The following is a 20977-nucleotide window of genomic DNA, read 5'->3' as shown; positions in this document are numbered from 1 at the left end:
TCAATGTTTAAGAAAGTTTTATCAGCCCGAACACGGCATAGTTGATTATGTCCATGTAGTTGGCGTCTATTCCTTCAGACACCAGGGTGGCCCCGTGTATGTCTTCTATTTCCTTTACGCGTTGTATCTTTGTGAGTATAAAGTCGGTATAGCTGCTCACTCTCATAGAGCGCCACGCCTCGTCGTAGTCGTGATTTTTCCTTATCATCAGCTGCAGTGCCTCGTCGGCCTTCTTGTCGTATATGGACAGTGCTTCGTCGGCAGATATGTCGGGCGTGTCGGCAAAGCCCATCTCGAGCTGTATCAGACCAACTATACCATAGTTGATGAGCGCTATGAACTCAGGGCGTATGCCTTCGCCCACGAGCGACTCTTTCTTTATCTCGAGGCTGCGTATGCGCTTGGCCTTGATAAACAGCTGGTCGGTGAGCGACGAGGGGCGCAGTATGCGCCACGACGGGCCGTAGTCGTGAAGTTTCTTGGCAAACAGTGCGCGGCATTCTGCCATGGCGCTCCTGAATTGTTCTTCTGTTTTCTGATTGTCTTTTGACATATTTTCTGAATAATCGGGTGCAAAGTTACTAATTTTACACGATATACGGCCAATATAAAATATTAATTAATAAAAAAGGTGAGCCGGCGGCGTCATTCTTTCATTCTTTTGTTTATGTATTTTATCTTGGCACATTCCACGTCGAACACCGTTTTCAGCGAGTCGCGCTTAACCCTTGTCAGCGTCAGGTTTCTCAGCTGTTCTGCCGTGGCCATGCCCTTGCTCTTCAGGTCTTCCACGGTTTTCTTCATCTGCTCATACTCGCTTTCTATCTTCTGCAGCGCTCTGTCCGTGTTCTCCACGTTCAGCTGTGCGCGCTTAAGCTCTATCTCCTGATACAGGCGCAGTGCGGCTTTGCGCTCGTCTATCGCCTCGGGGCATTTCTTTCGTAGCGAGTCGATCGTGGCGAGAGCCTCCTTATACTGTCCCTTGCCGAATTGCTCGCGTGCGTTGTCGAGCAGCCCTTCGGCCTCTTTCTTCATGTCGTTGCCTGTGCATCCTGCCATTGCCGCCATCATGGCTATGGCTGCGCAGAGCGTTGTTATCTTGTTTGTTTTCATTTTCTGTTTTGTATTATCGGGTGCAAATATAGTGCAAGTCGGGCGAAATGCAAAATAAATGCCCGTTAAACGGCTTATTATTTGATGTTTACGTGCTATGGCCGGGGCATAGTGTTGTATGATATATTTATTTTCTTAGGCTTATTGCCGGCCGTATGTTTTGTGGCGTTTGTGTATTGTCTTTTATAGCCGTAGACAATCATAAAAAGTTTTTTATAAAAACTCGTCACTCGTCACAATGCCGTTTAATAGGCTGACTGACAGACGGTTAAAGTGTGATGAGTTGGACTCTTAACTCGTCACATGGGGCTTTTGGGCTGGATTTTTTAGGAGTTAAAGCAGATTCTTTTTGGGAGTTGGAGTAGTTAAAGGAGTTATCGCTCACAGGGGTGAGCAAGGAGTTAAAGTCATTAGTCTTGTTGATAGTAAACGTAGGGACGTACCCCAGGTGCGTCCGCAGCCCGATTACGTGTAAATTTTATAGCCGGCAATATCATCTTGATGAATAATGCGGATTTATTGCTGTCCCAAGGATTTACCGATGTTCTAATGTAACTATTTGTATAACAGATATTTATTCTTGATTATATGTTGCGGAGGATTTTTTCGATAATGCGTAATTTGGACACACCTAGGGTGTGTCCCTACAGGGGTGTGTATGGTAAAAATGTGCGTATTTACGTCAACCGACGGCAGTAATAAGATGAGCCGAAGTCAATCTAAATCATGAATTTGGCTGTTTGAAGTTAACCTGAATCAGGAAACATCAACATTTTTTTGCTGCAGATGACGGATGTGATGAGTTGAAAATTTAACTCGTCACACCATAACATGTTGCCTGTCAGCAGGTTAAACCCAAATGTGATGAGTGACGAGTTTTTTTAAAAAACTTTTTGCGTTGATGACAACAGACTGCGACTTTACAACAACCATATCCTTTTTATAATATCAGATGACACATATTGTATTGTAAAAGCATACCTTTTACGTTGCGAAAGGCCACCTTTTGCGTTCTGATATGCCACCTTTCGTGTTGCAAAAAGGCATCTTTCGTGTTGCTGTATGCGGTCTGGTGAATAGCTAAAATCCTCTTTTTGTGATAAACTCTCGTATAGGTCCTTCTGTGGCAGTTGTAACCTTTTTTACATGTTGATGATGTGCACTTTTATATTGTTCCTTGTTGTCCTTGTGTTGTATGGTCGTTGCTGTTATGAATAATAAAGAGCATGAAAACGGCTGTTGTGTCATTGTTTTTTTGTAATTTTGCAGCCGCTTAGAAATTTTTTGATTATGAAGTTACTGACAAACGCCGAATTGGCAAGCCTGCTTGATAAAGATATATTCCATAAGATTTCTTCTGCCGCCGATTCGCTTAACCTCGAATGTTATGTTGTCGGCGGATATGTCCGCGACCTGTTTCTTGAAAGACCGTCGAACGATATCGACGTGGTTGTGGTGGGCAGCGGCATACAGCTTGCCGACGCACTGAAAAAGGAACTTGGGCGCAAGGCAAAGCTGTCGGTGTTCCGCAATTTCGGTACGGCACAGGTGAAATACTGCGACCTTGAGGTGGAGTTTGTCGGCGCAAGAAAGGAAAGCTATACGCACGACTCGCGCAAGCCGGTGGTTGAAGACGGCACGCTGGAGGACGACCAGAACAGGCGCGACTTTACGATAAACGCTCTTGCCGTGTGTCTTAACGGACCGCGCTTCGGCGAGCTTGTAGACCCATTCGACGGAATTGCCGACATGGAAGACGGCATAATACGCACGCCGCTCGACCCCGATATAACTTTCTCTGACGACCCGCTGCGCATGTTGCGCTGCATAAGGTTTGCCACTCAGCTTAACTTCTTTATCGAAGAGGAGACGTTCGACGCCCTTGAGCGCAACGCCGACCGCATAGGCATAATCAGCGGAGAGCGCATTGCCGAGGAGCTCGACAAGATAATGATGACCAAGACGCCGAGCAAGGGCTTCGTTGACCTGCAGCGCTGCGGTCTGCTTCAGCGCATACTGCCCGAGCTGGCTGCCATGGATATGGTGGAGACAAGGCAGGGAAGGGCGCACAAAAACAACTTTTATCACACGCTTGAGGTGCTCGACAACGTGTGCAAGCACTCTGACAACCTGTGGCTGAGATGGGCTGCGCTGATGCACGACATAGGCAAGCCGAAGACCAAGCGATGGGACCAGAAGATAGGATGGACCTTCCATAACCATAATTATATAGGCGCAAAGATGGTGCCGGAGATATTCAGACGACTGAAACTGCCGCTCGACAGCAAGATGAAGTATGTGCAGAAGCTCGTAAACCTGCATATGCGGCCAATCGTCATTGCCGACGACGTGGTTACGGACAGTGCCGTAAGGCGACTGCTTAACGATGCCGGCGACGACATTGACGACCTGATGATGCTGTGCGAGGCCGACATAACGAGCAAGAACGAGGTGCGCAAGCGCCATTTCCTCGAGAATTTCCGCATTGTGCGCTCTAAGCTCCACGACCTTAAGGAAAAGGACTACAAGCGTCTGCTGCAGCCCTGCATCGACGGAACAGAGATAATGGAGATGTTCAACCTTAAGCCTTCGCGTGAGGTTGGCGAGCTGAAGAAGGTGCTGAAGGATGCCGTGCTTGACAACAAGGTGCCCAACGAGCGCGAACCGCTGATGCAGCTGCTTATGGAGAAGGCACGTGAGATGGGACTTTGTCAGGATAAGGCTTGACAAAGGCGCTGCCGTTTCCGGTAGACCGGCATTGCGCTTTGCCATGCAATGCCGGTGCTGAAGGTATCGGCTGAATGTAAATCTTTTTTATTTTTCGCAGACGTTTGGCGCCTCTACATCGCCAACGCCCGCGGCGCAAAGGTATTTCTGACAGAAAACAGCCTAAAAACGATGATTTTGTTAAGTGTCTGACGGGCAGCATTTTAATGTTTTATGCAGCATGAGTTTTCTTTTCCAAAAATGCAAAATGTGGCATCTTGCAGTGTAAAACCTATCCTTTTAGAGGTCAAAATGTCGCCTTTTGCGTTCTAATTTCACCCGTTTGTGTCTCCAAAACAGGCTGATTTTATATACGAAATCGCACTTGGTGTGAATTAATCTTAAATTATTGATCCTGAGAAGTTGTGTATTTTAACATATTTTTGTTATCTGTTTTCTGTTTCGTCAAAAACAAATGTCCTGATTTTTTACCGCTTTCTGTGCCGCGTGCCGGCAGCGCATTTTGTCCGAATAGCGCGATAATTATGTGGAAAGCGTTGCCATGCGCTGCGTTGCATGTATGGTTCGTTTTGTAATTATTTTTCGTTTTCAGACCTTGTGCGCCGCATTGCGTGCATAGCTTTAAATTTTGACGCGCACACTCCTCAAAATGTTTTTGTTAATGCTACTTACAGTGAATTAGAGTTAAAACACAATAATTATCATTTAACCTTAATGTAATATTCAATAATAATATGTACATTTGCATCTCGAAAACTACCGGTGTGAAAATAGTTTTCAAAATATGATATAAGCAAATTAGAAATAATAGTATAAAAATTTTAGGAAAATAGGTATGAAAAGAAACAAATTTTTATTGCTTGCATTTGCTGTTGCCGCAATGTTAACATCGTGCGGGGGCAAGCAGGGAGGAAAAATGGGCGACAATGAGTTCGCTGTGAGGACAATAGAGACGCAGACCGCGAATCTCCAGTCTTCTTATCCTGCATCTATCAAGGGCGTCCAGGACGTGGAGATCCGCCCGAAAATTTCAGGATTCATAACAAAACTTTGCGTAAGAGAGGGACAGACCGTTAAGCGCGGTCAGCTGCTGTTCGTGATTGATAACGTAACTTACGCCGCAGCTGTGCGCCAGGCTAAGGCTGCCGTTAACTCAGCCAAGGCTCAGCTCAACACAGCAACTCTTACATACGAGAATAGCCAGAAGTTGTTTAAGAACAACGTAATCGGTTCTTACGAACTGCAGTCTGCCAAGAACAGCTACGAGTCTGCTAAGGCAGCTCTTGCACAGGCTCAGGCCAACTATGTATCTGCAAAGCAGAATCTCGACTTCTGCTATGTTACAAGTCCGGCCAACGGTGTAGTAGGCGACCTGCCTTATAAAGTCGGTGCGCTTGTAAGCTCTTCTAATGCAGAGCCGCTTACAACAGTGTCTGACATTAACTCAATGCAGGTTTACTTCTCAATGACTGAGAAAGACCTCCTCGACATGACAAAGACAGCCGGCGGACTCCACGCTGCAATAAAGGATTATCCTCCTGTTAAGCTGCAGCTTGCCGACGGTACAGTATACGGACATGACGGACGTGTGGCTGCTGTCAGCGGAGTAATCGACCAGAGCACAGGTTCTGTATCTATTCGTGCCGACTTCCCCAACCCTGAGCATCTGCTCAAGAGCGGCGGTTCAGGAAGCATCGTCGTGCCTCATGCAAGCTCTTCTGCCATCGTTGTTCCACAGGAAGCTGTTGTACAGGTTCAGGACAGATACTTCGTTTATATCGTAGGAAAAGACAATAAGGTTAAGTATAGCGCCGTTACCGTAAACCCCAACAACGACGGTAAGAACTATATTATCGAAAGTGGTCTGAAGGCCGGCGACAAGATCGTTGTTAAGGGTGTTACCACCTTGAAGGACGGTATGCAGATAACACCGATAACAGAGGCTCAATATCAGGAGAAACTGAAGAAGACAAGCGAGATGGGTTCGCATCAGAACGACCTGAACAAACTGAAAGAAGACCTTACAAAGTAAATCAGGTCGCCGGGCTCTGCGGCGTATGCAGGCGTCAGAGTGAATGCTTATGACGCCACTTGCCCTCAGCCTTACAACCTCATAAACAAAAGTAAAACAGAAAAAACATGAGATTAGATAACTTTATAAAACGCCCGGTGCTGTCTACGGTTATCTCAATATTGACAGTCATCCTGGGTCTTATCGGATTGGTGTCGTTGCCTATAGAGCAATACCCTGACGTTGCGCCGCCTACGGTGCGTGTGAGCGCAAACTATACGGGTGCCAATGCCCAGACCGTGCTCAACTCGGTTATCGTGCCGCTTGAAGAGCAGATCAACGGTGTGGAAGGCATGACATATATGACATCAACGGCTTCGAACGAAGGTTCGGCCAACATTACGGTGTTCTTCAATCAGGGTATGAACGCCGACATGTGTCAGGTAAACGTGCAGAACCGTGTGTCTCAGGCATCAGCCCTGCTGCCGGCCGAAGTAACAAAGGCTGGTGTGACGGTTGAAAAACGACAGACCTCAACCGTGCTCCTTATGGCCATCAAGGGAGATGCTAGCAGATACGACGAGAAGTTCTTGCAGAACTATGCCGACATCAACATCATCCCTGCCATTAAGCGTGTAAGCGGTGTAGGTGGATGTGAAGTTATGGGTGCCAAGACCTATTCAATGCGTATTTGGCTCGACCCCGTCAAGATGAAGAACTACGGCCTTATGCCGTCTGACATACAGAATGTGTTGGCTGAGCAGAATATTGAGGCCGCACCAGGTAAGTTTGGTGAGCAGAGCGACAACCAGTATGAATACACAATACGTTATAAGGGACGTCTGCAGACTGCTACTGAATTTGAAAATATGATAATCTCGAGCGATGAAAACGGTAATACCATCCGTGTAAAGGATGTTGCACGAGTTGAGCTCGGAGGACTTTATTACAGTGTTACATCAAAGGTTAACGGTCAGCCGGCCGTCATGATGATGGTTACACAGACTGCGGGTTCGAATGCTACGCAGATTGTTAAGGATATCAAGAAAGTTATCGATGAGCAGAGAACTCTGCTGCCTCCGGGCGTTGAAATCGACTATATGCAGGACGTTACAGAGTTCCTCTACGCGTCTATGGGCGACCTCGTTCATACGCTGTTTGAGGCATTCGTGCTCGTGTTCATCGTGGTTTACATCTTCTTGCAGGACTTCCGCTCAACACTTATCCCGCTTATTGCGGTGCCTGTGTCACTGGTCGGTACGTTCTTCTTCCTGTATGTGTTCGGCTTCTCTCTCAACCTGCTTACGCTGTCTGCGTTAGTGCTTGCCATCGCGATTGTGGTCGACGACGCCATAGTGGTCGTCGAGGCCGTCCATGCTAAGCTCGACCTTGGATACAAGTCGGCACGCCAGGCCTCTATCGACGCGATGAACGAAATCTCAGGAGCCATTATTTCTATTACGCTTGTGATGTCGGCCGTGTTTATTCCTGTGTCGTTCATCGGCGGAACTTCAGGTACGTTCTACAATGAGTTCGGTATAACGATGGCTATCTCAATCGTTATTTCGGCTATCAACGCTCTTACGCTTTCACCGGCATTGTGTGCGATATTGCTGAAACCGAAGAACGAAGACGGCACTGTGCGCAAGATGTCAATGATTGACCGCTTCCACACTGCATTCAATGGCGCATACGGTAAGGTGCAGGACAAGTACACCAAGTGTGTCCGCAAGATTGTTGAAAAACCGTTTATCGCAATAATTGCTGTGCTCGTAGGTGTGGCTGCTCTGGTAGTTACTGCTATGAACACCAAGACAGGTCTTGTGCCTGACGAGGATACAGGTACAGTATTCTGTACAATATCAACGCCTCCTGGAACCAGTCTTGAGAAGACCAACCTCGTTATGGACCAGGTTGACTCGATGCTTGCAACTAACCCGGCTATTGAGAACCGTCTGCGTATTACAGGTTATAACTTTATTTCAGGTCAGGGTTCAAACCAGGGTACTTTCGTTATTAAGCTGAAGTCGTTTGAGGACCGTGACAAGGAAGAAGGATTCATGAAGTATTTCGACGTACACAGCATGGGTTCTAAGATGGTGCTCGGAATGATTTACAAGCAGACTGCTTCAATCAAGGGTGCACAGATTCTGGCCTTCCAGCCGCCTATGGTGCAGGGATTCTCTGCAACCAACGGTTTGACATTCTCTATGCTCGACCGTACCGGTGGTGACGTGAACGCATTCTTTAACATCACTCAGAAGTTCCTTGCAGAGCTTAATCAGCGTCCTGAGATCGGTACTGCCATGACTTCATACAACTCTCAGTATCCGCAGTATATGATTGATGTTAATGTTGCAAAATGTAAGCAGAGTGGCATCGACCCGAACACAGTGCTTACTGCAATGCAAGGATACTACGGAGGTATGTATTCTTCAAACTTCAACTCTTACGGTAAGCTTTATCGTGTAATGATCCAGGCAGACCCGAAGATGCGTGAGGACATCAAGAGTATGAACAATGTATATGTAAGAACTGCAAAGGGTATGGCTCCTATCAACGAGTTCGTAACAATGACCAAGGTTTACGGACCGCAGCTGATAGCCCGCTTCAACCTCTTTACATCTATTGACATCAACGCCACAGCAGCAGACGGCTACTCTTCAGGTGACGCTATCCGTGCCATTGACGAAGTGGCTAAGCAGACACTGCCAACAGGATTTGGTTACGAGTTCTCTGGTCTGACACGTTCAGAGCAGGAGTCTAGCAGCTCTACGATGATTATCTTCGCACTCTGTTTGACATTCGTTTACCTTATCTTGAGTGCACAGTATGAGAGCTATCTCGTTCCGCTGTCAGTAATTCTTTCTATTCCGTTCGGTATTGCCGGAGCGTTCGTCTTCACAGACCTGTTCGGAAAGAACAACGACATCTACATGCAGATCGCGTTGATTATGCTTATCGGACTTTTGGCCAAGAACGCCATCCTTATCGTGCAGTTCGCCCTTGAGCGCCGCCGCACCGGTATGGCATTGTCGTGGGCATCAGTTCTCGGTGCAAGCGCCCGTCTGCGTCCTATCTTGATGACCTCGTTGGCTATGATTATCGGTCTTGCTCCGTTGCTCATCCCGATTGGTGTAGGATACAACGGAAACATGACCCTTGGTGCAGCCGCTATCGGAGGTATGCTTATCGGTATGGTCTGCCAGCTTCTGGTTGTGCCTGCTCTGTTCTATATCTTCCAATATCTGCAGGAGAAGATCAGACCGCTCGAGTTTGAAGACGAGGTTACTTCTGTCGATACAGAGTTGTTACAGTACACACGTCCTGTTGAAATGCTGAAAAATGATGATAAAAATGAAAAAGAATAATATATTGATAATGATTTCTGCGGCTGCTCTTTTAAGCAGCTGCGGAATCTACAACAAGTATGAGCGCCCGGAAGTGAACACCACGGGACTTGTACGCGATGTAGCTTCTGCCACAGACACTCTGGCTGTAACAGACACCACAAGCTTCGGCAACCTGCCTTGGCGCAGCGTGTTCACTGATCCGCAGTTGCAGTCTATCATAGAGAAAGGTCTTGCCAATAACACCGACATGCTCAACGCCGCGTTGAATGTCAAGATGGTTGAGGCTCAGCTCACTGCTGCAAAGCTGGCTTTTGTGCCTTCGTTCACATTCTCACCGCAGGGAACCATCAGCTCGTGGGACGGAAGCAAGGCCACAAAGACCTACTCGCTGCCCATCAACGCAAGCTGGAGCATCGACCTGTTCGGCAATCTGCTCAACCAGAAGCGCAGCGCACAGATGGCACTGCTCGCCACAAAAGACTATCAGCTCGTCGTTAAGACAAATCTCATTGCTAACATAGCAAACATGTATTACACGCTGATGATGCTCGACAAGCAGCTTGAGATTGTCGACAACATGACCGGCCTTACAAAGGATACATGGGACATGATGAAGCTGCAGAAGGAGCTTGGCAACACTAAGGAGACAAGCGTGCAGAGTGCTGAGGCCAACTACTATTCAGTGCTTGCACAGGCTGCCGACCTGAAGCGCCAGATACGCGAGACCGAGAACTCGCTCTCGCTGCTGATAGGCCAGCAGGCGCAGACCATCGGTCGCGGCAAGCTCGACAACCAGTCGCTTCCTTCTGAGTTCAGCACGGGCATAGGCATACAGATGCTCAACAACCGTCCTGACGTGCATTATGCCGAGATGACTCTCGCACAGTGCTTCTACGACGTGCAGACAGCCCGCTCTAAGTTTTATCCTAACATAACTATAAGCGCCTCAGGAGCATTCACCAACAGCTCAGGTGCCGGCATCGTCAATCCCGGCAAGTGGCTGCTCAGCGCAGTCGGCAGTCTTGTTCAGCCGATATTCATGAACGGTCAGCTCGTGGCAGGTCTGAAGGTTGCCAAGGCTCAGCAGGAGCAGGCATACAACACATGGCAGAATGCCGTTCTGTCTGCCGGCAGCGAGGTAAGCAACGCCCTGGTGCTGTATAATTCTTCAGATGAGAAGAGCAAGCTGGAGCAGAAGCAGATAGAGAGCCTTACCAAGAACGTTGAATACACCAAAGACCTCTTTGCTATGGGCAACAGCACATACCTCGAGGTTATCAGCGCCCAGCAGTCACTGCTTAACGCGGAGCTGGCTAAGGTACAGGACGACTTCTATAAGATGCAGGCCGTTGTAAATCTTTATTACGCACTCGGCGGCGGCAGAGATTAAGTTTCTTAAGTCATTGCCGGCGCTGTGCCGATGCTGACAGCACGATGACATTGCGCCGGGATGATGACGGTTATAACATAAATTAGAATTGATAATATGATTAGTCCTAAAGCAGAAATAGATCCTAAAGCAAAAATCGGAAAGAATGTTACTATCTATCCGTTTGCTTATATAGAAGGCGATGTTGAGATCGGTGACGACTGCGTCATTTATCCTTACGTCAGCATAATGAACGGTACCCGCCTGGGACGCGGCAACAAGGTGTTCCAGAACACTGTGCTTGGAGCTGTTCCTCAAGACTTCAACTATAAGGGTGACCCTTCTCATCTTATTATCGGAAACGGCAACATCATACGCGAGAATGTCGTTATCAACCGTGCGACGTTCAGCGACGGCAAGACCGTGATAGGCAACAACAACTTCCTTATGGAAGGCGTTCACGTGTCTCACGACACAAAGATTGGCAACGGCTGCGTGTTCGGATATGGTACGAAGATTGCCGGCGACTGCGTCATAGAGGATGCTGTGATATTCTCTTCTGGCGTTATAGCCAATCCGGGAGCACGTGTGGGCAAGGCGTCTATGGTGCAGAGCGGATGCCGCTTCAGCAAGGATGTTCCTCCGTATATCGTGGCAAGCGATAATCCGGTGAAGTATGGTGGCGTCAATACCACTATCCTTAACAACCATGGCGTTTCAGAGAATGTGCAGAGCCATATCGCCAATGCATACCGTCTGGTGTTCCATGGTCAGACCAGTGTGTTTGATGCTGTATTGCAGATTAAGGAACAGGTACCTGATGGCGAAGAGATACGCCACATTATTGAGTTCATTAACGGAACAAAATTGGGTATAATCAGTAAATTATAATGATTTCTAAGTTTATATCATTTTAGGTTTATCATTCGTGGGACTGACCGTGAGGTTCGTCCCACTTTCTTTTTATCCCGAATCCTCAAGACAGATTTGGGTTTAAGCAGAATATATGCGGAGATGGATGATTTCTTTGCCCTGCTGCCGGTGGCGACAACATATCAGGCATATAGGCGAAAGGGCACATATTGCATTGCGAAAGACGGCAAAATGGAGACTAAAACACGGCCTATCGCACCATGAAAGGTATGCTTTTATGCAGGATGATGACAATAAAAAGTTTTTCTTAAAAACTCATCACTCGTCACAATGCCACATAAGTCCTTGACAGACAAATGTTTATAGCGTGACGAGTTGTAGTTTCAACTCGTCACATCCAGACTGAAGATGCCATTTTAGCCGAACTTAACATGGAGAATACCTGCTTGAAGTCAACCAAAATCAGGAAAAAATAATATTTTGTCCTTTATTGAGCATGATGTGATGAGTTGAAACTGCAACTCATCACGCCGTAACATCTTGTTTGTCAGTGTGTTATGGTCGTATGTGACGAGTGATGAGTTTTTTATGAAAATATTTATATAGCAAATTCCTTTTACCCTTTCTGATTTCGGTTGACTTCAAACAGACCTTTCACTGATTAAAGTTGACTCCGTTTAGATTTATGGCAGTTATTGTCTTGCTTGTTTTCTGTCTGTATGGCAAAAAGCCGTTATCGGCAGACATAGATGTTAAGTTCGGGGCATTTAGATGTATGCGTAGGGCGAGCAGGCAGATGCCGAAAGCCTGTATTATTTAATGCCGTAAGGCCTTTGTCAGAAACTTATCGCAGTGAAACAGGAGGCGGTGTATATAAAAAGCGCACTCCCTGTTGCTGTTATGTCAGGCAACAGGGAGTGCGTATTTTATGTTTCTTGTGCAAAAGATTATTTTCTCATAAATTCCTTTATGCTTTCCTCAGGAATACCGAAGTTAAAGTTGTCGGTAGTACCCAGCTTGGCAAAGTTTACGGCCACCAGATTGCCGTATTCGTCAATCACGGGGCTGCCGCTTGAGCCCTGCAGCGTAGGTATGCTGTAGAGCAGGCGCTGGCCGTCAGACAGCTGCGTAACCTTGCCGCTCGTCATCTGCACCTTTATGCCCTGCTTGGTGTTGGCAAGCACAAGTCCGGCGTTATATCCTATCATATACAGCTGCTGGTCTATCTTCAGCTTGTCGTCGTCGCTGCTTGAGAAGAGGGTTGCCAGCTTGTCGGTGAACGACCGCTCAGAGTCGTCGCCTTTCAGTTTAAATATATATGTATTTTCAGGCGTCTTCTTGTTCTTTAGCTGTATCAGCGCGAGGTCGATGTTCTCTTTGTCGGATGTACGTACCACCACGCACGGATTCTTTATTATGAAGTCGCTTTCGCTGGTTACGTATGTGTTGTTGTAGGCAATGCCCAGTTCCGATATAGTCCTTATCTTAATGCCCTCCGGGTCAATGTTGTCGTCGATGCCTTCGCGCGACTGCTTCAGTGCCGTAAACTGCTCGCTCAGTTCAGCCTGTTGCGCGTTTATCTGTGCCAGCCTTTCCTGGTCGGTGTGTATAAATCCGTAGAAGTCGAAGTAAGAGCAGCTGCTCTTCTGGCTCTCCAGCTGGTCATACTGCTGCGACAGTTCCGCCATCTGCTCAGTGAAAAACTGCTTCAGCGTCTTCATGAATCTTATCATGCTGCGGCGTGCCGTCACGGCGTCGATGTCGGGCTGTGCCACGTGGCGGTTGGTCATCAGCGTGCCCTCCTTGTCGATGAAGAATGCCGTACCCGTTATCATGTTGCGGTCTTTCTTGGCTTCCTCAGCGTCGGCCGTCAGTCCGGTTATGTCGCCGTCTTCGTCAAGGCCCTTGAAGTAAAGCGAGTTGCCGTTAGGAAGCTGCACCTCATAGTAAAACTCGTTTAACACCACTACCACACCCGAAGATGTCTCCTTGAACAGCTCTTCGGCAGATTTCTTGTTGCTGCATCCTGCAAATAATATCAGGATAAGGCTTAGCGTGAATAATTTTTTCATAATAAAGGCGTTTTCTTTTTCAACTTGTTTTGCCGCCTTTTGCAGCGGGCAGGAACGTATTTAAATGTTTTTTATGGTGAGCAAAGTTAACAAAAATGTCAGTATTTTAAAAATTATTATCAATAAAATTGTGCTACATGCCAAAACTTGTCCGGCTTAGCCATGTCAGTGTTTATCGTTGGTTTACACAAATGCTTTGTCTGCTTGGTTTTCCGCCAATATCATGCTTCCGCCAGAGCATCTGCCTTATTCATATTCCTTTATAACCAGATGCCTCGGCAGCGTTATCACCTTTAGCCGCTTGAACCACACTCTTGCCGAATTGTTGAAGTAGCGCGTTACGTGGCTGCTTATCATGTAGTATTTTAGTGCATATTCGTCCATGTGTTCGGCAAATGCAGCCTTTATTCTTGAGCATTTCTCGTTTATGGCGTTGTCCGTGGGATTCACCAGCCTGCTCACAGTCTCGTTTATCTTTTCTATGTCCAGGCTGCCGTTGGTCGTGGCCTTATACAGGCGCGTTATTTCCTCGCTGTGGTCGACGAGGTCTTTAAACTCAACACCTTCGGGATGATTAAGGAAGAACAGATAGAGAGCCTTGTGCACGGGCGTCATTATAACCTCTTTGCCGTAGTCTGTCAGTATGAAGTGGTAGTCGCTTGTAATTCTCAGCCGGCTCAGGCTCGTTTTGGCTGCCTCTATGCGCAGTTCTTCCAGCACAGGCACCGATATGGCACGCAGAAGCAGGTCTGTGCGTCCCATGCGTTGCAGTTCCATTACCATTTTCTTCACCTCATTAGCAATAGCCTGCGCTTTGTCGTTGTTTGTTTCCATGTCATTCACACTGCAAAAATACTTTAATATTTTTATTGTGTAATAATTTTTTTCGGCATTTTTATCTCTGCAAGCCTTGCGCTCTGCGGCGCCTTATATAAAAGATGATTATCTTTGCTGTCGCAAAACACAAGGCATATGGAAGAAAGAAAGTTTGGTACGATAGATTTTGGCGAACCTGTAGACCTGTCGCAGAACATCATCAAGGTTGTCGGCGTGGGCGGCGGTGGCTGCAATGCCGTTCAGAACATGTATGAAGAAGGCATCGACGGCATAAGCTTTGCCGTGTGCAACACCGACAGTCAGCCGCTTGCAAGGTCGGCCGTTCCCGTTAAGCTGCTTCTCGGCAAGCGCGGTCTCGGCGTAGGCGGAGTGCCCGAAAAGGGACGCGAGGAGGCCGAGTCGAGCCTTGAACAGATAAAGAGCCTGTTTGCAGACGAGACAGAGATGGTGTTCGTAACGGCCGGAATGGGCGGCGGCACCGGCACGGGTGCAGCCCCGGTGGTGGCCGGCGTGGCGCGCTCCATGGGTCTTCTTACGATAGGCGTGGTTACCATTCCTTTCTTTTTCGAGAAAGAGAAAAAGATAATAAAGGCCCTTAAGGGCGTTGAGGAGATGCGCAAGAATGTTGATGCGCTGCTCATAGTGAACAACGAAAGCCTGTGCGACGTTTATGCCGACTCGAAGATTCCGGTGAAGGAGGCATTCAAGTATGCCGACAACGTGCTGTGCAATGCCGTTAAGAGCATAGCCGAACTGATAACCGTTGAAGGCAACATAAACCTCGACTTCTGCGATGTGGAGTCGACAATGAAGAACGGTGGCGAAGCCATCATGGCCATCGGGCGCGCCGGCGGCGAGCGCAGGGTGGAGAAAGCCATATTCAATGCGCTCGACTCACCTCTGCTTTACGGCAACGATGTGAGCAAGGCAAAGCGCATACTGCTGAATATATACACCAGCGAGGAGCATCCCCTGCTTGTCAATGAGCTTGAGGAGATTGATGCATTTATGGATAAGCTTTGGCATAACCTTGACGTAATATGGGGCGTTTCAGACGACAATTCGCTGGGTGAAGATGCCAAGATTGCCATCCTTGCAACGGGCATGGACGACGAAAGCTGTGATTTCTGCCGCACGGAGACAGAGCGCCAGTATTCAGATGATGAGCATTATCATGAGCTAATAAAGAAACTGTATAAGCCTAAGAACAGCAAAATGCGCAGACCGTATCATGTGCCGGTTGCTGATGTTGCTGAGGCTGATTCGCCGTCAGATGCCATTCAGCCTGATAATGGAGCAGGGACGGATAGCGAGAATACGGATATGCCGGGCACGATACAGCTTGAAGTAAAGCCATGTGATGAAGAAGCCGTAAAGCCTGCTGCCCAGCCTGTTGTTGAGCAGGTTGAAGAAATGGTGCATGTTGGCAGTGCAGAGCCGGTCGTAGAGCATAATGACAACGAACAGCAGATAACGGCAATAGACTTAAAAGGTGTTGAGCCCGGTATTGATACGCCACAGCGAAGGACCGTGAAGGGCATTGTTGACAAAATAGCAGGAATCATTAACAACATCCTGAAAGAGTAGTCTGCCTGCAAATAATATAATATTGATGCATTGCTAAATTGTAAATGCCGCCAGACAAGGCTTGAATTAAGGGCCTGTCTGGCGGCATTTATGCTATTTTTATGCTGTATATGATTTTCCGTAGAGCTGATCTGGCTGCATCCTTCTGCTTTCTGCCGTCATGCTTTTTTGCCGTTGGCTCTTCTTCATTCACACTTTTGCCTCGTTGTCTGCCGTCATGCCTTGGCCATTCGCTTTTTGAGCCTTTTATACACAATCACCACTGCCGGCACAAGGAACAGGTCGGCGGCTATCCATGCCGTAGGGTCGCCGTAGCATACGCCAAGAAACAAGAATGCCGGAACCAGCCACAGACTCACGCCGCAGCGGGCTATCATCTCCATTACGCCCGAAAGCATTGACAGATTAGAGAAGCCTAAGCCTTGCAGACTGTAGCGGAATATTGTGAGAATACCGAGAACGGGGAAGAAATAGCTTGATATTCGCATGTACATTGCTGCGTTTGATATAATTTCGCTTTCGGTAGATTTTACGAACATCAGCATCATCTCGTCGGCAAAAAGCCCGATGACAATGAGGGTAAACACAAAATAAACGAGCATGATCTTTACTGCCGAAGTCATTCCGAGTTTTATTCTCTCCAGCTTGCGTGCGCCTATGTTCTGTCCGCAATATGTGGCCATGGCCACTCCGATATTCTCAAACACGCACGTGAACAGATACTTCACGCGCATTGCCGCCGTAAACGAAGCCACGTAGACCGTGCCGAGAGCATTGTTGGCACTTTGCAGCATTATGGTGCCGATGGCTGTGATGGAGAACTGAAGCCCCATGGGTATGCCGTTGTTGAGCAGCTTTCCCACCATCTTGTCGTTGTATGCGCGCTCGCGTCCCTGCGGAATGAGTATGCGCATGCGCTTCTTTATGTATAGCGCGCACAGTGCCGAGGCAAATATTTGCGACAGCATGGTGGCGATGCCTGCGCCCTCAACGCCCATGCCGAAGGCGATGATGAGCAGGAAGTCGAGCAGGATGTTGACCACCGAAGAGACTATCAGAAAGTAGAATGGCTGCTTGGAGTCGCCAAGGGCACGGATGAATCCCGACAGGATGTTATACGCTATGGTGAACGGTATGGCCAGAAAGTTGAGCATTAGGAACAGCCATGCGTCGTGGAATATGTCGGCCGGCGTGTTGACTATCTTCAGTATGCGCTCGCAGAATATGCATGTTATCACGGTTATCACAACGGCTATCACAGCCGCTATGCGCAGGGCATTGCTCACGTAGGCACGCATCTTTGAGTAGTCTTTGGCCCCGAACTCCTGTGCCACTGGTATGGCGAAGCCTGCGCACGAGCCGTTGCAGAAGCCCATTATCAGAAACATTATTGAAGAAGACGCACCTACGGCAGCCAGGGCGTTTACGCCTATAAACTGGCCTACGATGGCTGCGTCGATGATGAGATACATCTGTTGCAGTATGTAGCCGCAAATCAGCGGCACCGCAAAGTGTATGATGTCGCGCGTGGGCGAGCCCACGGTCATGTCGTTAATGTTAGCCATAATTCTGTTATCCTTTTTTCGGGGTGCAAAATTATGCAAAAATAAGGAACTGCCGATTACTTTTCGGGTTAAAGTAGTTAAAAGGCTTGTTCCATCATTATAAAAGGCAAGTGTATGGTTTTGCCTTAACGGTGTTTCAGATATATTTGTTTTAAATAATCAGGCGACATTCCGGCCTGAATGAAAGCAGCGGAATGTCGTCTGGTATAGGTGTTGTAGACTGTTCGTTAATAAGACGCCGTACAGTTTATAGCTGTTTGATAAAACAAGTTAGGCGTATAATTTAAAGCACGTCGAGAGGAGACCTTTTCATCACGAGCGGATAGCGTTCAGGATGTTTCAGGCAGTCTATTTCGAGGTCGACATCCAGTTCCGGCCATTCTATTGCGTTTTTTCCTGCCATTCTGACGTTGAGCGCGCTGCTTATTCGTGCATTGCGAAGCCATGGAACGCGATTGTACGACACAAAGTAGTCGTTGCCCAAGACGGACAGCATCATCCCCTGAGAGTTAATCATCAAGACGCTTACCGATGTGTTCTTCAAATTGTCGTTTAAATTCGTTTCCATATTTCAATACAATTTTAGTGATATTTTTTATTTCTTTGTCGCTGAACCCATAGTTGTTTGCCAGCGTTATGTTGGGTTCCAGCCAAAATTAGCTTCGTTTTCGGCTTTTATTACATGGACATGCTTCCGTTCTTCCTCGTTGGAATATATCTTGAAGACAAATCCATTTTCCTCTTTAAACTTTGGACTCATACGCCATTTCTTTGTTTACTAAGTAAAGAATATTTTGCGTAAATGCAAGATAATCAGAAACTTTTGCCCATAAACTTATCATGCTTTTCTGCATCATATCCTTTTGTGTTATATGCGAGGCGTTGTATGCCTGTGTCTTGTCCCTTCGTTAATAAGACGCCGTGCAGCTTATTCCTGCCTCAATAACCCTGTCGCGTATGGCGTCGAGAGTTTCGTGAGATGCTTTCAGCAGGTCGTGGTCTGGTGTCTCGCGGTCGATGGTGTATATCATAACCTGCTGCGGCTTGATATCTTTCAATGCCTCGAGCCACGGACCAACATATTTTTCTCCCGTGTTGTCGACGTCTTCGCTGCCGGTCTTGCCGCGCATGAACATCGTCTGAACAATCACGTGACCGTTGAACGACTTCATGGTCTCAATGATTTTCTTTACGTCGTAGGTCTTGTTGACGGGACGGTCCACCTTATTAATATAGTCAGGGTCAACAGTGTCGAGCTTCAGGATGTTGTTGTCCACCTTCAGCAGTGCTGTGTGCACTTCCGGTCTGTCTGCCATTGTGGTGTTGCTCAGCACCGACACTTTGGCCTTGGGGCAATATTTGTCGCGCAGCTCTATGGTGTCGTCTATTATTCCGGCGAAGTGCGGATGCGCCGTAGGCTCGCCGTTGCCTGCAAACGTAAGCACGTCGGGCAGCTGTCCTTCGGCCTTCATCTCTTTGAGTTTTGCCTCAAGCTTCTCTGCAACCTCCTCGCGTGTGGGGCGGCGCAGCTTAGGACGATGGTCGGCATTAAAGCCGCATTCACAATAAATACAGTCAAATGTGCAGACCTTACCGTCTGCCGGCATAAGGTTTATGCCTAGCGAAATGCCGAGACGGCGGCTGTGAACCGGGCCGAATATCGGCGATGGATATATTACTGTGCTCATATATGCAAAGATAGTGTAACCTTTGGTAATAACAAAATAAAAAGCCGTTAAGTCAGCTTTTATTTTTCTTTTGTCAATATCCTGCCACATTTGCCGTGCCTTTCTTGGCATCTGTTGCTGTGTAAAGTGGCTATGCCGCGTTGCTGAAGAAATAGTTATATTATCTTCCGGTGCAGGGCGTCTGCCGGCATGCAGCCGTTGTTGCGGACAGCGCGTTGCAGAAACTGTATGCTGTATATGCAGAAATAAATCTTGCATATGTCTCTTTGAAAGCACTGTTGCAGTTTTATATGTCAATATGATATTTAAGAAATGTACGTTTTGCGGCTCGTTCTAGAATGGCAAATAGCCTCCTGCCATGCAGAAACAGGCATATTAAAGTATGAAATCAAGTCTTTTACATTGCAAAACATGGCCTTTTGCATTTCAGAAAGCATTGTTTGGCAATACGAAATGCATAGGATTACATGCCGAAATACGGCCTTTTATGCTGCGAATGTAGTATATTTCTTCTTTTATAGGCGTGTGTTCGCTGCACACTTTGCCAAAATAAGCTCTTAACCAGCTGATTGCCAAGCTATAGTCTTTGCACACTTCTGCCTGCGATATTTGCGCCCAGAGATAAATAATTTTAGAATTCCGCAGTGTGGAAGCCTTTGTGCAAATCAGAAAGGAAGCCTAATGAGGCAAATGCTTCTCAAAATGTCATGTCGTATAGCCCTGCATACGGCTATATAATAGCCCTAATGCTGTTAATAGTCGTTAAACTGTTGTGAGTGAGAATATTTTTTTGTTACTTTGCACCAAATTAGGTGTGTTATAGCCACAAAATAATGGGTAAAAAAAGAAACAAGACCCGCGTCCGCCACGGACTGCAGGGCATAACTTTATGTATAAGCACCGCGTTGGTGCTGATTTTGTTAGGAATGGTAGTGTTCTCCGTTTTCACGGCGCACAATCTTTCAGCGTATGTGAAAGAAAACCTCACAGTTACGATGATGCTTGGCGAGGATATAACTAATCCGGAGGCACGGCAGTTGTGCAACGACTTGAAGAAACGCCCTTACATAAGTCATCTGACATATATAAGCAAGGAGCAGGCCCTGAAGGAACAGACCGAGGCCATGGGCACGGACCCGAGCGAGTTCTTGGGCACCAATCCGTTTGTCGCTTCGATAGAGCTGCAGCTCAAGGCGCAGTATGCCAACAGCGACTCGCTCAAATGGATATCGAAAGACCTGAAGCGCGACTCTAAGGTTACTGACATAACTTATCCGCAGGACCTCATGGACAGCGTGAACACCAACTTGCAGAAAATCAACCTGGTGTTGCTCGTGCTGGCCGTGCTGCTCACGTGCGTGTCGTTCTCGCTTATCAACAACACCGTAAAGCTTGGCGTATATGCGCGCCGCTTTACTATTCATACCATGAAGCTCGTAGGAGCCTCATGGGGATTCATCCGCAGACCTTTCCTCTGTAATGCCATCGGCATAGGACTTCTGGCAGCAGTCATAGCCAACCTCGTGCTTGGCGGAGGCATATATGCCTTGTATACATATGAGCCCGGAGTGCTCACTGTTATCACATGGCAGGTGATGGCCGTTACGGGAGGTTCGGTATTCGTGTTCGGCATCGTCATCACGCTGCTGTGCGCATTCGTGTCGGTCAACAAATTCCTCAGGATGAAGGCCGGCGACCTATATAAAATATAAAGTGAATGCTGTTTTTCAGAGGCTGCTTCACGTGGCTTCAGTTGACGGAAAGTTTGTTACACAACAAAAA

Annotated in this window: 15 protein-coding genes; 7 read left to right on the top strand and 8 right to left on the bottom strand. The window is 47.5% G+C overall.

Annotated elements, in window-relative coordinates; all coding sequences use genetic code 11:
* Positions 1-7: 7 nt before the first annotated feature.
* Together QVO66_RS08820 and QVO66_RS08815 are read right to left on the bottom strand one after the other, a co-directional pair.
* Positions 8-553, bottom strand: coding sequence for a DUF1599 domain-containing protein (locus QVO66_RS08820; protein WP_288172767.1), 546 nt, complete (start codon positions 551-553; stop codon positions 8-10).
* A gap of 92 nt (positions 554-645) precedes the next feature.
* Positions 646-1113 carry a hypothetical protein gene (locus QVO66_RS08815; RefSeq protein ID WP_021855109.1) on the bottom strand — a complete coding sequence of 156 codons (468 nt, stop codon included), beginning with the start codon at positions 1111-1113 and terminating at the stop codon, positions 646-648.
* Positions 1114-2403: 1290 nt separating this feature from the next.
* Here QVO66_RS08815 and QVO66_RS08810 point away from each other — a divergent pair.
* From QVO66_RS08810 to lpxA, 5 genes are all read left to right on the top strand, one after another.
* Positions 2404-3840 (top strand): CCA tRNA nucleotidyltransferase, encoded by a 1437-nt coding sequence (locus QVO66_RS08810; RefSeq protein ID WP_021855107.1) that lies wholly within the window; start codon positions 2404-2406, stop codon positions 3838-3840.
* Positions 3841-4675: 835 nt separating this feature from the next.
* Positions 4676-5872, top strand: coding sequence for an efflux RND transporter periplasmic adaptor subunit (locus QVO66_RS08805; RefSeq protein ID WP_021855106.1), 1197 nt, complete (start codon positions 4676-4678; stop codon positions 5870-5872).
* A 107-nt stretch (positions 5873-5979) separates the two neighbouring features.
* A complete protein-coding gene (locus QVO66_RS08800; protein WP_021855105.1) occupies positions 5980-9222 on the top strand; it encodes an efflux RND transporter permease subunit in 3243 nt (1080 codons plus the stop codon).
* Positions 9209-10594 (top strand): efflux transporter outer membrane subunit, encoded by a 1386-nt coding sequence (locus QVO66_RS08795; protein WP_021855104.1) that lies wholly within the window; start codon positions 9209-9211, stop codon positions 10592-10594. Before QVO66_RS08800 ends, QVO66_RS08795 begins: the two co-directional genes overlap by 14 nt.
* 87 nt (positions 10595-10681) lie before the next feature.
* On the top strand, positions 10682-11464 hold the full coding sequence (gene lpxA, locus QVO66_RS08790) for an acyl-ACP--UDP-N-acetylglucosamine O-acyltransferase (RefSeq protein WP_288172771.1): 783 nt from the start codon (positions 10682-10684) through the stop codon (positions 11462-11464).
* Positions 11465-12393: 929 nt separating this feature from the next.
* Here the strand turns inward: lpxA and QVO66_RS08785 are convergent.
* Together QVO66_RS08785 and QVO66_RS08780 are read right to left on the bottom strand one after the other, a co-directional pair.
* On the bottom strand, positions 12394-13518 hold the full coding sequence (locus QVO66_RS08785) for a S1 family peptidase (RefSeq protein WP_021855102.1): 1125 nt from the start codon (positions 13516-13518) through the stop codon (positions 12394-12396).
* Positions 13519-13764: 246 nt separating this feature from the next.
* Entirely contained in the window at positions 13765-14352 is a 588-nt protein-coding gene (locus QVO66_RS08780) for a hypothetical protein (RefSeq protein WP_021855101.1), read from the bottom strand.
* A 138-nt stretch (positions 14353-14490) separates the two neighbouring features.
* Between QVO66_RS08780 and ftsZ the strand changes: the two genes are divergently transcribed.
* Positions 14491-15942, top strand: a complete 1452-nt coding sequence (gene ftsZ, locus QVO66_RS08775; RefSeq protein WP_021855100.1) for a cell division protein FtsZ — start codon at positions 14491-14493, stop codon at positions 15940-15942.
* A 215-nt stretch (positions 15943-16157) separates the two neighbouring features.
* Here the strand turns inward: ftsZ and QVO66_RS08770 are convergent, their stop codons facing one another.
* The 4 genes from QVO66_RS08770 to QVO66_RS08755 form a co-directional block, all read right to left on the bottom strand.
* On the bottom strand, positions 16158-17507 hold the full coding sequence (locus tag QVO66_RS08770) for an MATE family efflux transporter (RefSeq protein ID WP_021855099.1): 1350 nt from the start codon (positions 17505-17507) through the stop codon (positions 16158-16160).
* A 283-nt stretch (positions 17508-17790) separates the two neighbouring features.
* Entirely contained in the window at positions 17791-18075 is a 285-nt protein-coding gene (locus tag QVO66_RS08765; RefSeq protein ID WP_021855098.1) for a DUF2442 domain-containing protein, read from the bottom strand.
* 66 nt (positions 18076-18141) lie between these two features.
* Positions 18142-18267 (bottom strand): DUF4160 domain-containing protein, encoded by a 126-nt coding sequence (locus QVO66_RS08760; protein ID WP_021855097.1) that lies wholly within the window; start codon positions 18265-18267, stop codon positions 18142-18144.
* Between the two features lie 148 nt (positions 18268-18415).
* The gene (locus QVO66_RS08755) at positions 18416-19195 is read right to left on the bottom strand and encodes a radical SAM protein (protein WP_288172766.1); all 780 of its coding nucleotides are present in this window, start codon (positions 19193-19195) and stop codon (positions 18416-18418) included.
* Positions 19196-20028: 833 nt separating this feature from the next.
* Between QVO66_RS08755 and QVO66_RS08750 the strand changes: the two genes are divergently transcribed.
* A complete protein-coding gene (locus tag QVO66_RS08750; RefSeq protein WP_021855094.1) occupies positions 20029-20907 on the top strand; it encodes a cell division protein FtsX in 879 nt (292 codons plus the stop codon).
* Positions 20908-20977 lie beyond the last annotated feature (70 nt).

Origin of the sequence: Prevotella sp. CAG:255 (assembly GCF_000431195.1) — a bacterium.
Lineage (GTDB): Bacteria > Bacteroidota > Bacteroidia > Bacteroidales > Bacteroidaceae > Prevotella > Prevotella rara.
The sequence above is the reverse complement of the archived record's forward strand: the minus strand, read 5'-3'. Positions and strand labels throughout refer to the sequence as shown.

Coding starts and splice junctions, on each gene's coding strand:
- QVO66_RS08820 (WP_288172767.1), bottom strand. CDS start 553: ATGTCAAAAGACAATCAGAAAACAGAAGAACAATTCAGGAGCGCCATG.
- QVO66_RS08815 (WP_021855109.1), bottom strand. CDS start 1,113: ATGAAAACAAACAAGATAACAACGCTCTGCGCAGCCATAGCCATGATG.
- QVO66_RS08810 (WP_021855107.1), top strand. CDS start 2,404: ATGAAGTTACTGACAAACGCCGAATTGGCAAGCCTGCTTGATAAAGAT.
- QVO66_RS08805 (WP_021855106.1), top strand. CDS start 4,676: ATGAAAAGAAACAAATTTTTATTGCTTGCATTTGCTGTTGCCGCAATG.
- QVO66_RS08800 (WP_021855105.1), top strand. CDS start 5,980: ATGAGATTAGATAACTTTATAAAACGCCCGGTGCTGTCTACGGTTATC.
- QVO66_RS08795 (WP_021855104.1), top strand. CDS start 9,209: ATGAAAAAGAATAATATATTGATAATGATTTCTGCGGCTGCTCTTTTA.
- QVO66_RS08785 (WP_021855102.1), bottom strand. CDS start 13,518: ATGAAAAAATTATTCACGCTAAGCCTTATCCTGATATTATTTGCAGGA.
- QVO66_RS08780 (WP_021855101.1), bottom strand. CDS start 14,352: ATGGAAACAAACAACGACAAAGCGCAGGCTATTGCTAATGAGGTGAAG.
- ftsZ (WP_021855100.1), top strand. CDS start 14,491: ATGGAAGAAAGAAAGTTTGGTACGATAGATTTTGGCGAACCTGTAGAC.
- QVO66_RS08770 (WP_021855099.1), bottom strand. CDS start 17,507: ATGGCTAACATTAACGACATGACCGTGGGCTCGCCCACGCGCGACATC.
- QVO66_RS08765 (WP_021855098.1), bottom strand. CDS start 18,075: ATGGAAACGAATTTAAACGACAATTTGAAGAACACATCGGTAAGCGTC.
- QVO66_RS08760 (WP_021855097.1), bottom strand. CDS start 18,267: ATGAGTCCAAAGTTTAAAGAGGAAAATGGATTTGTCTTCAAGATATAT.
- QVO66_RS08755 (WP_288172766.1), bottom strand. CDS start 19,195: ATGAGCACAGTAATATATCCATCGCCGATATTCGGCCCGGTTCACAGC.
- QVO66_RS08750 (WP_021855094.1), top strand. CDS start 20,029: ATGGGTAAAAAAAGAAACAAGACCCGCGTCCGCCACGGACTGCAGGGC.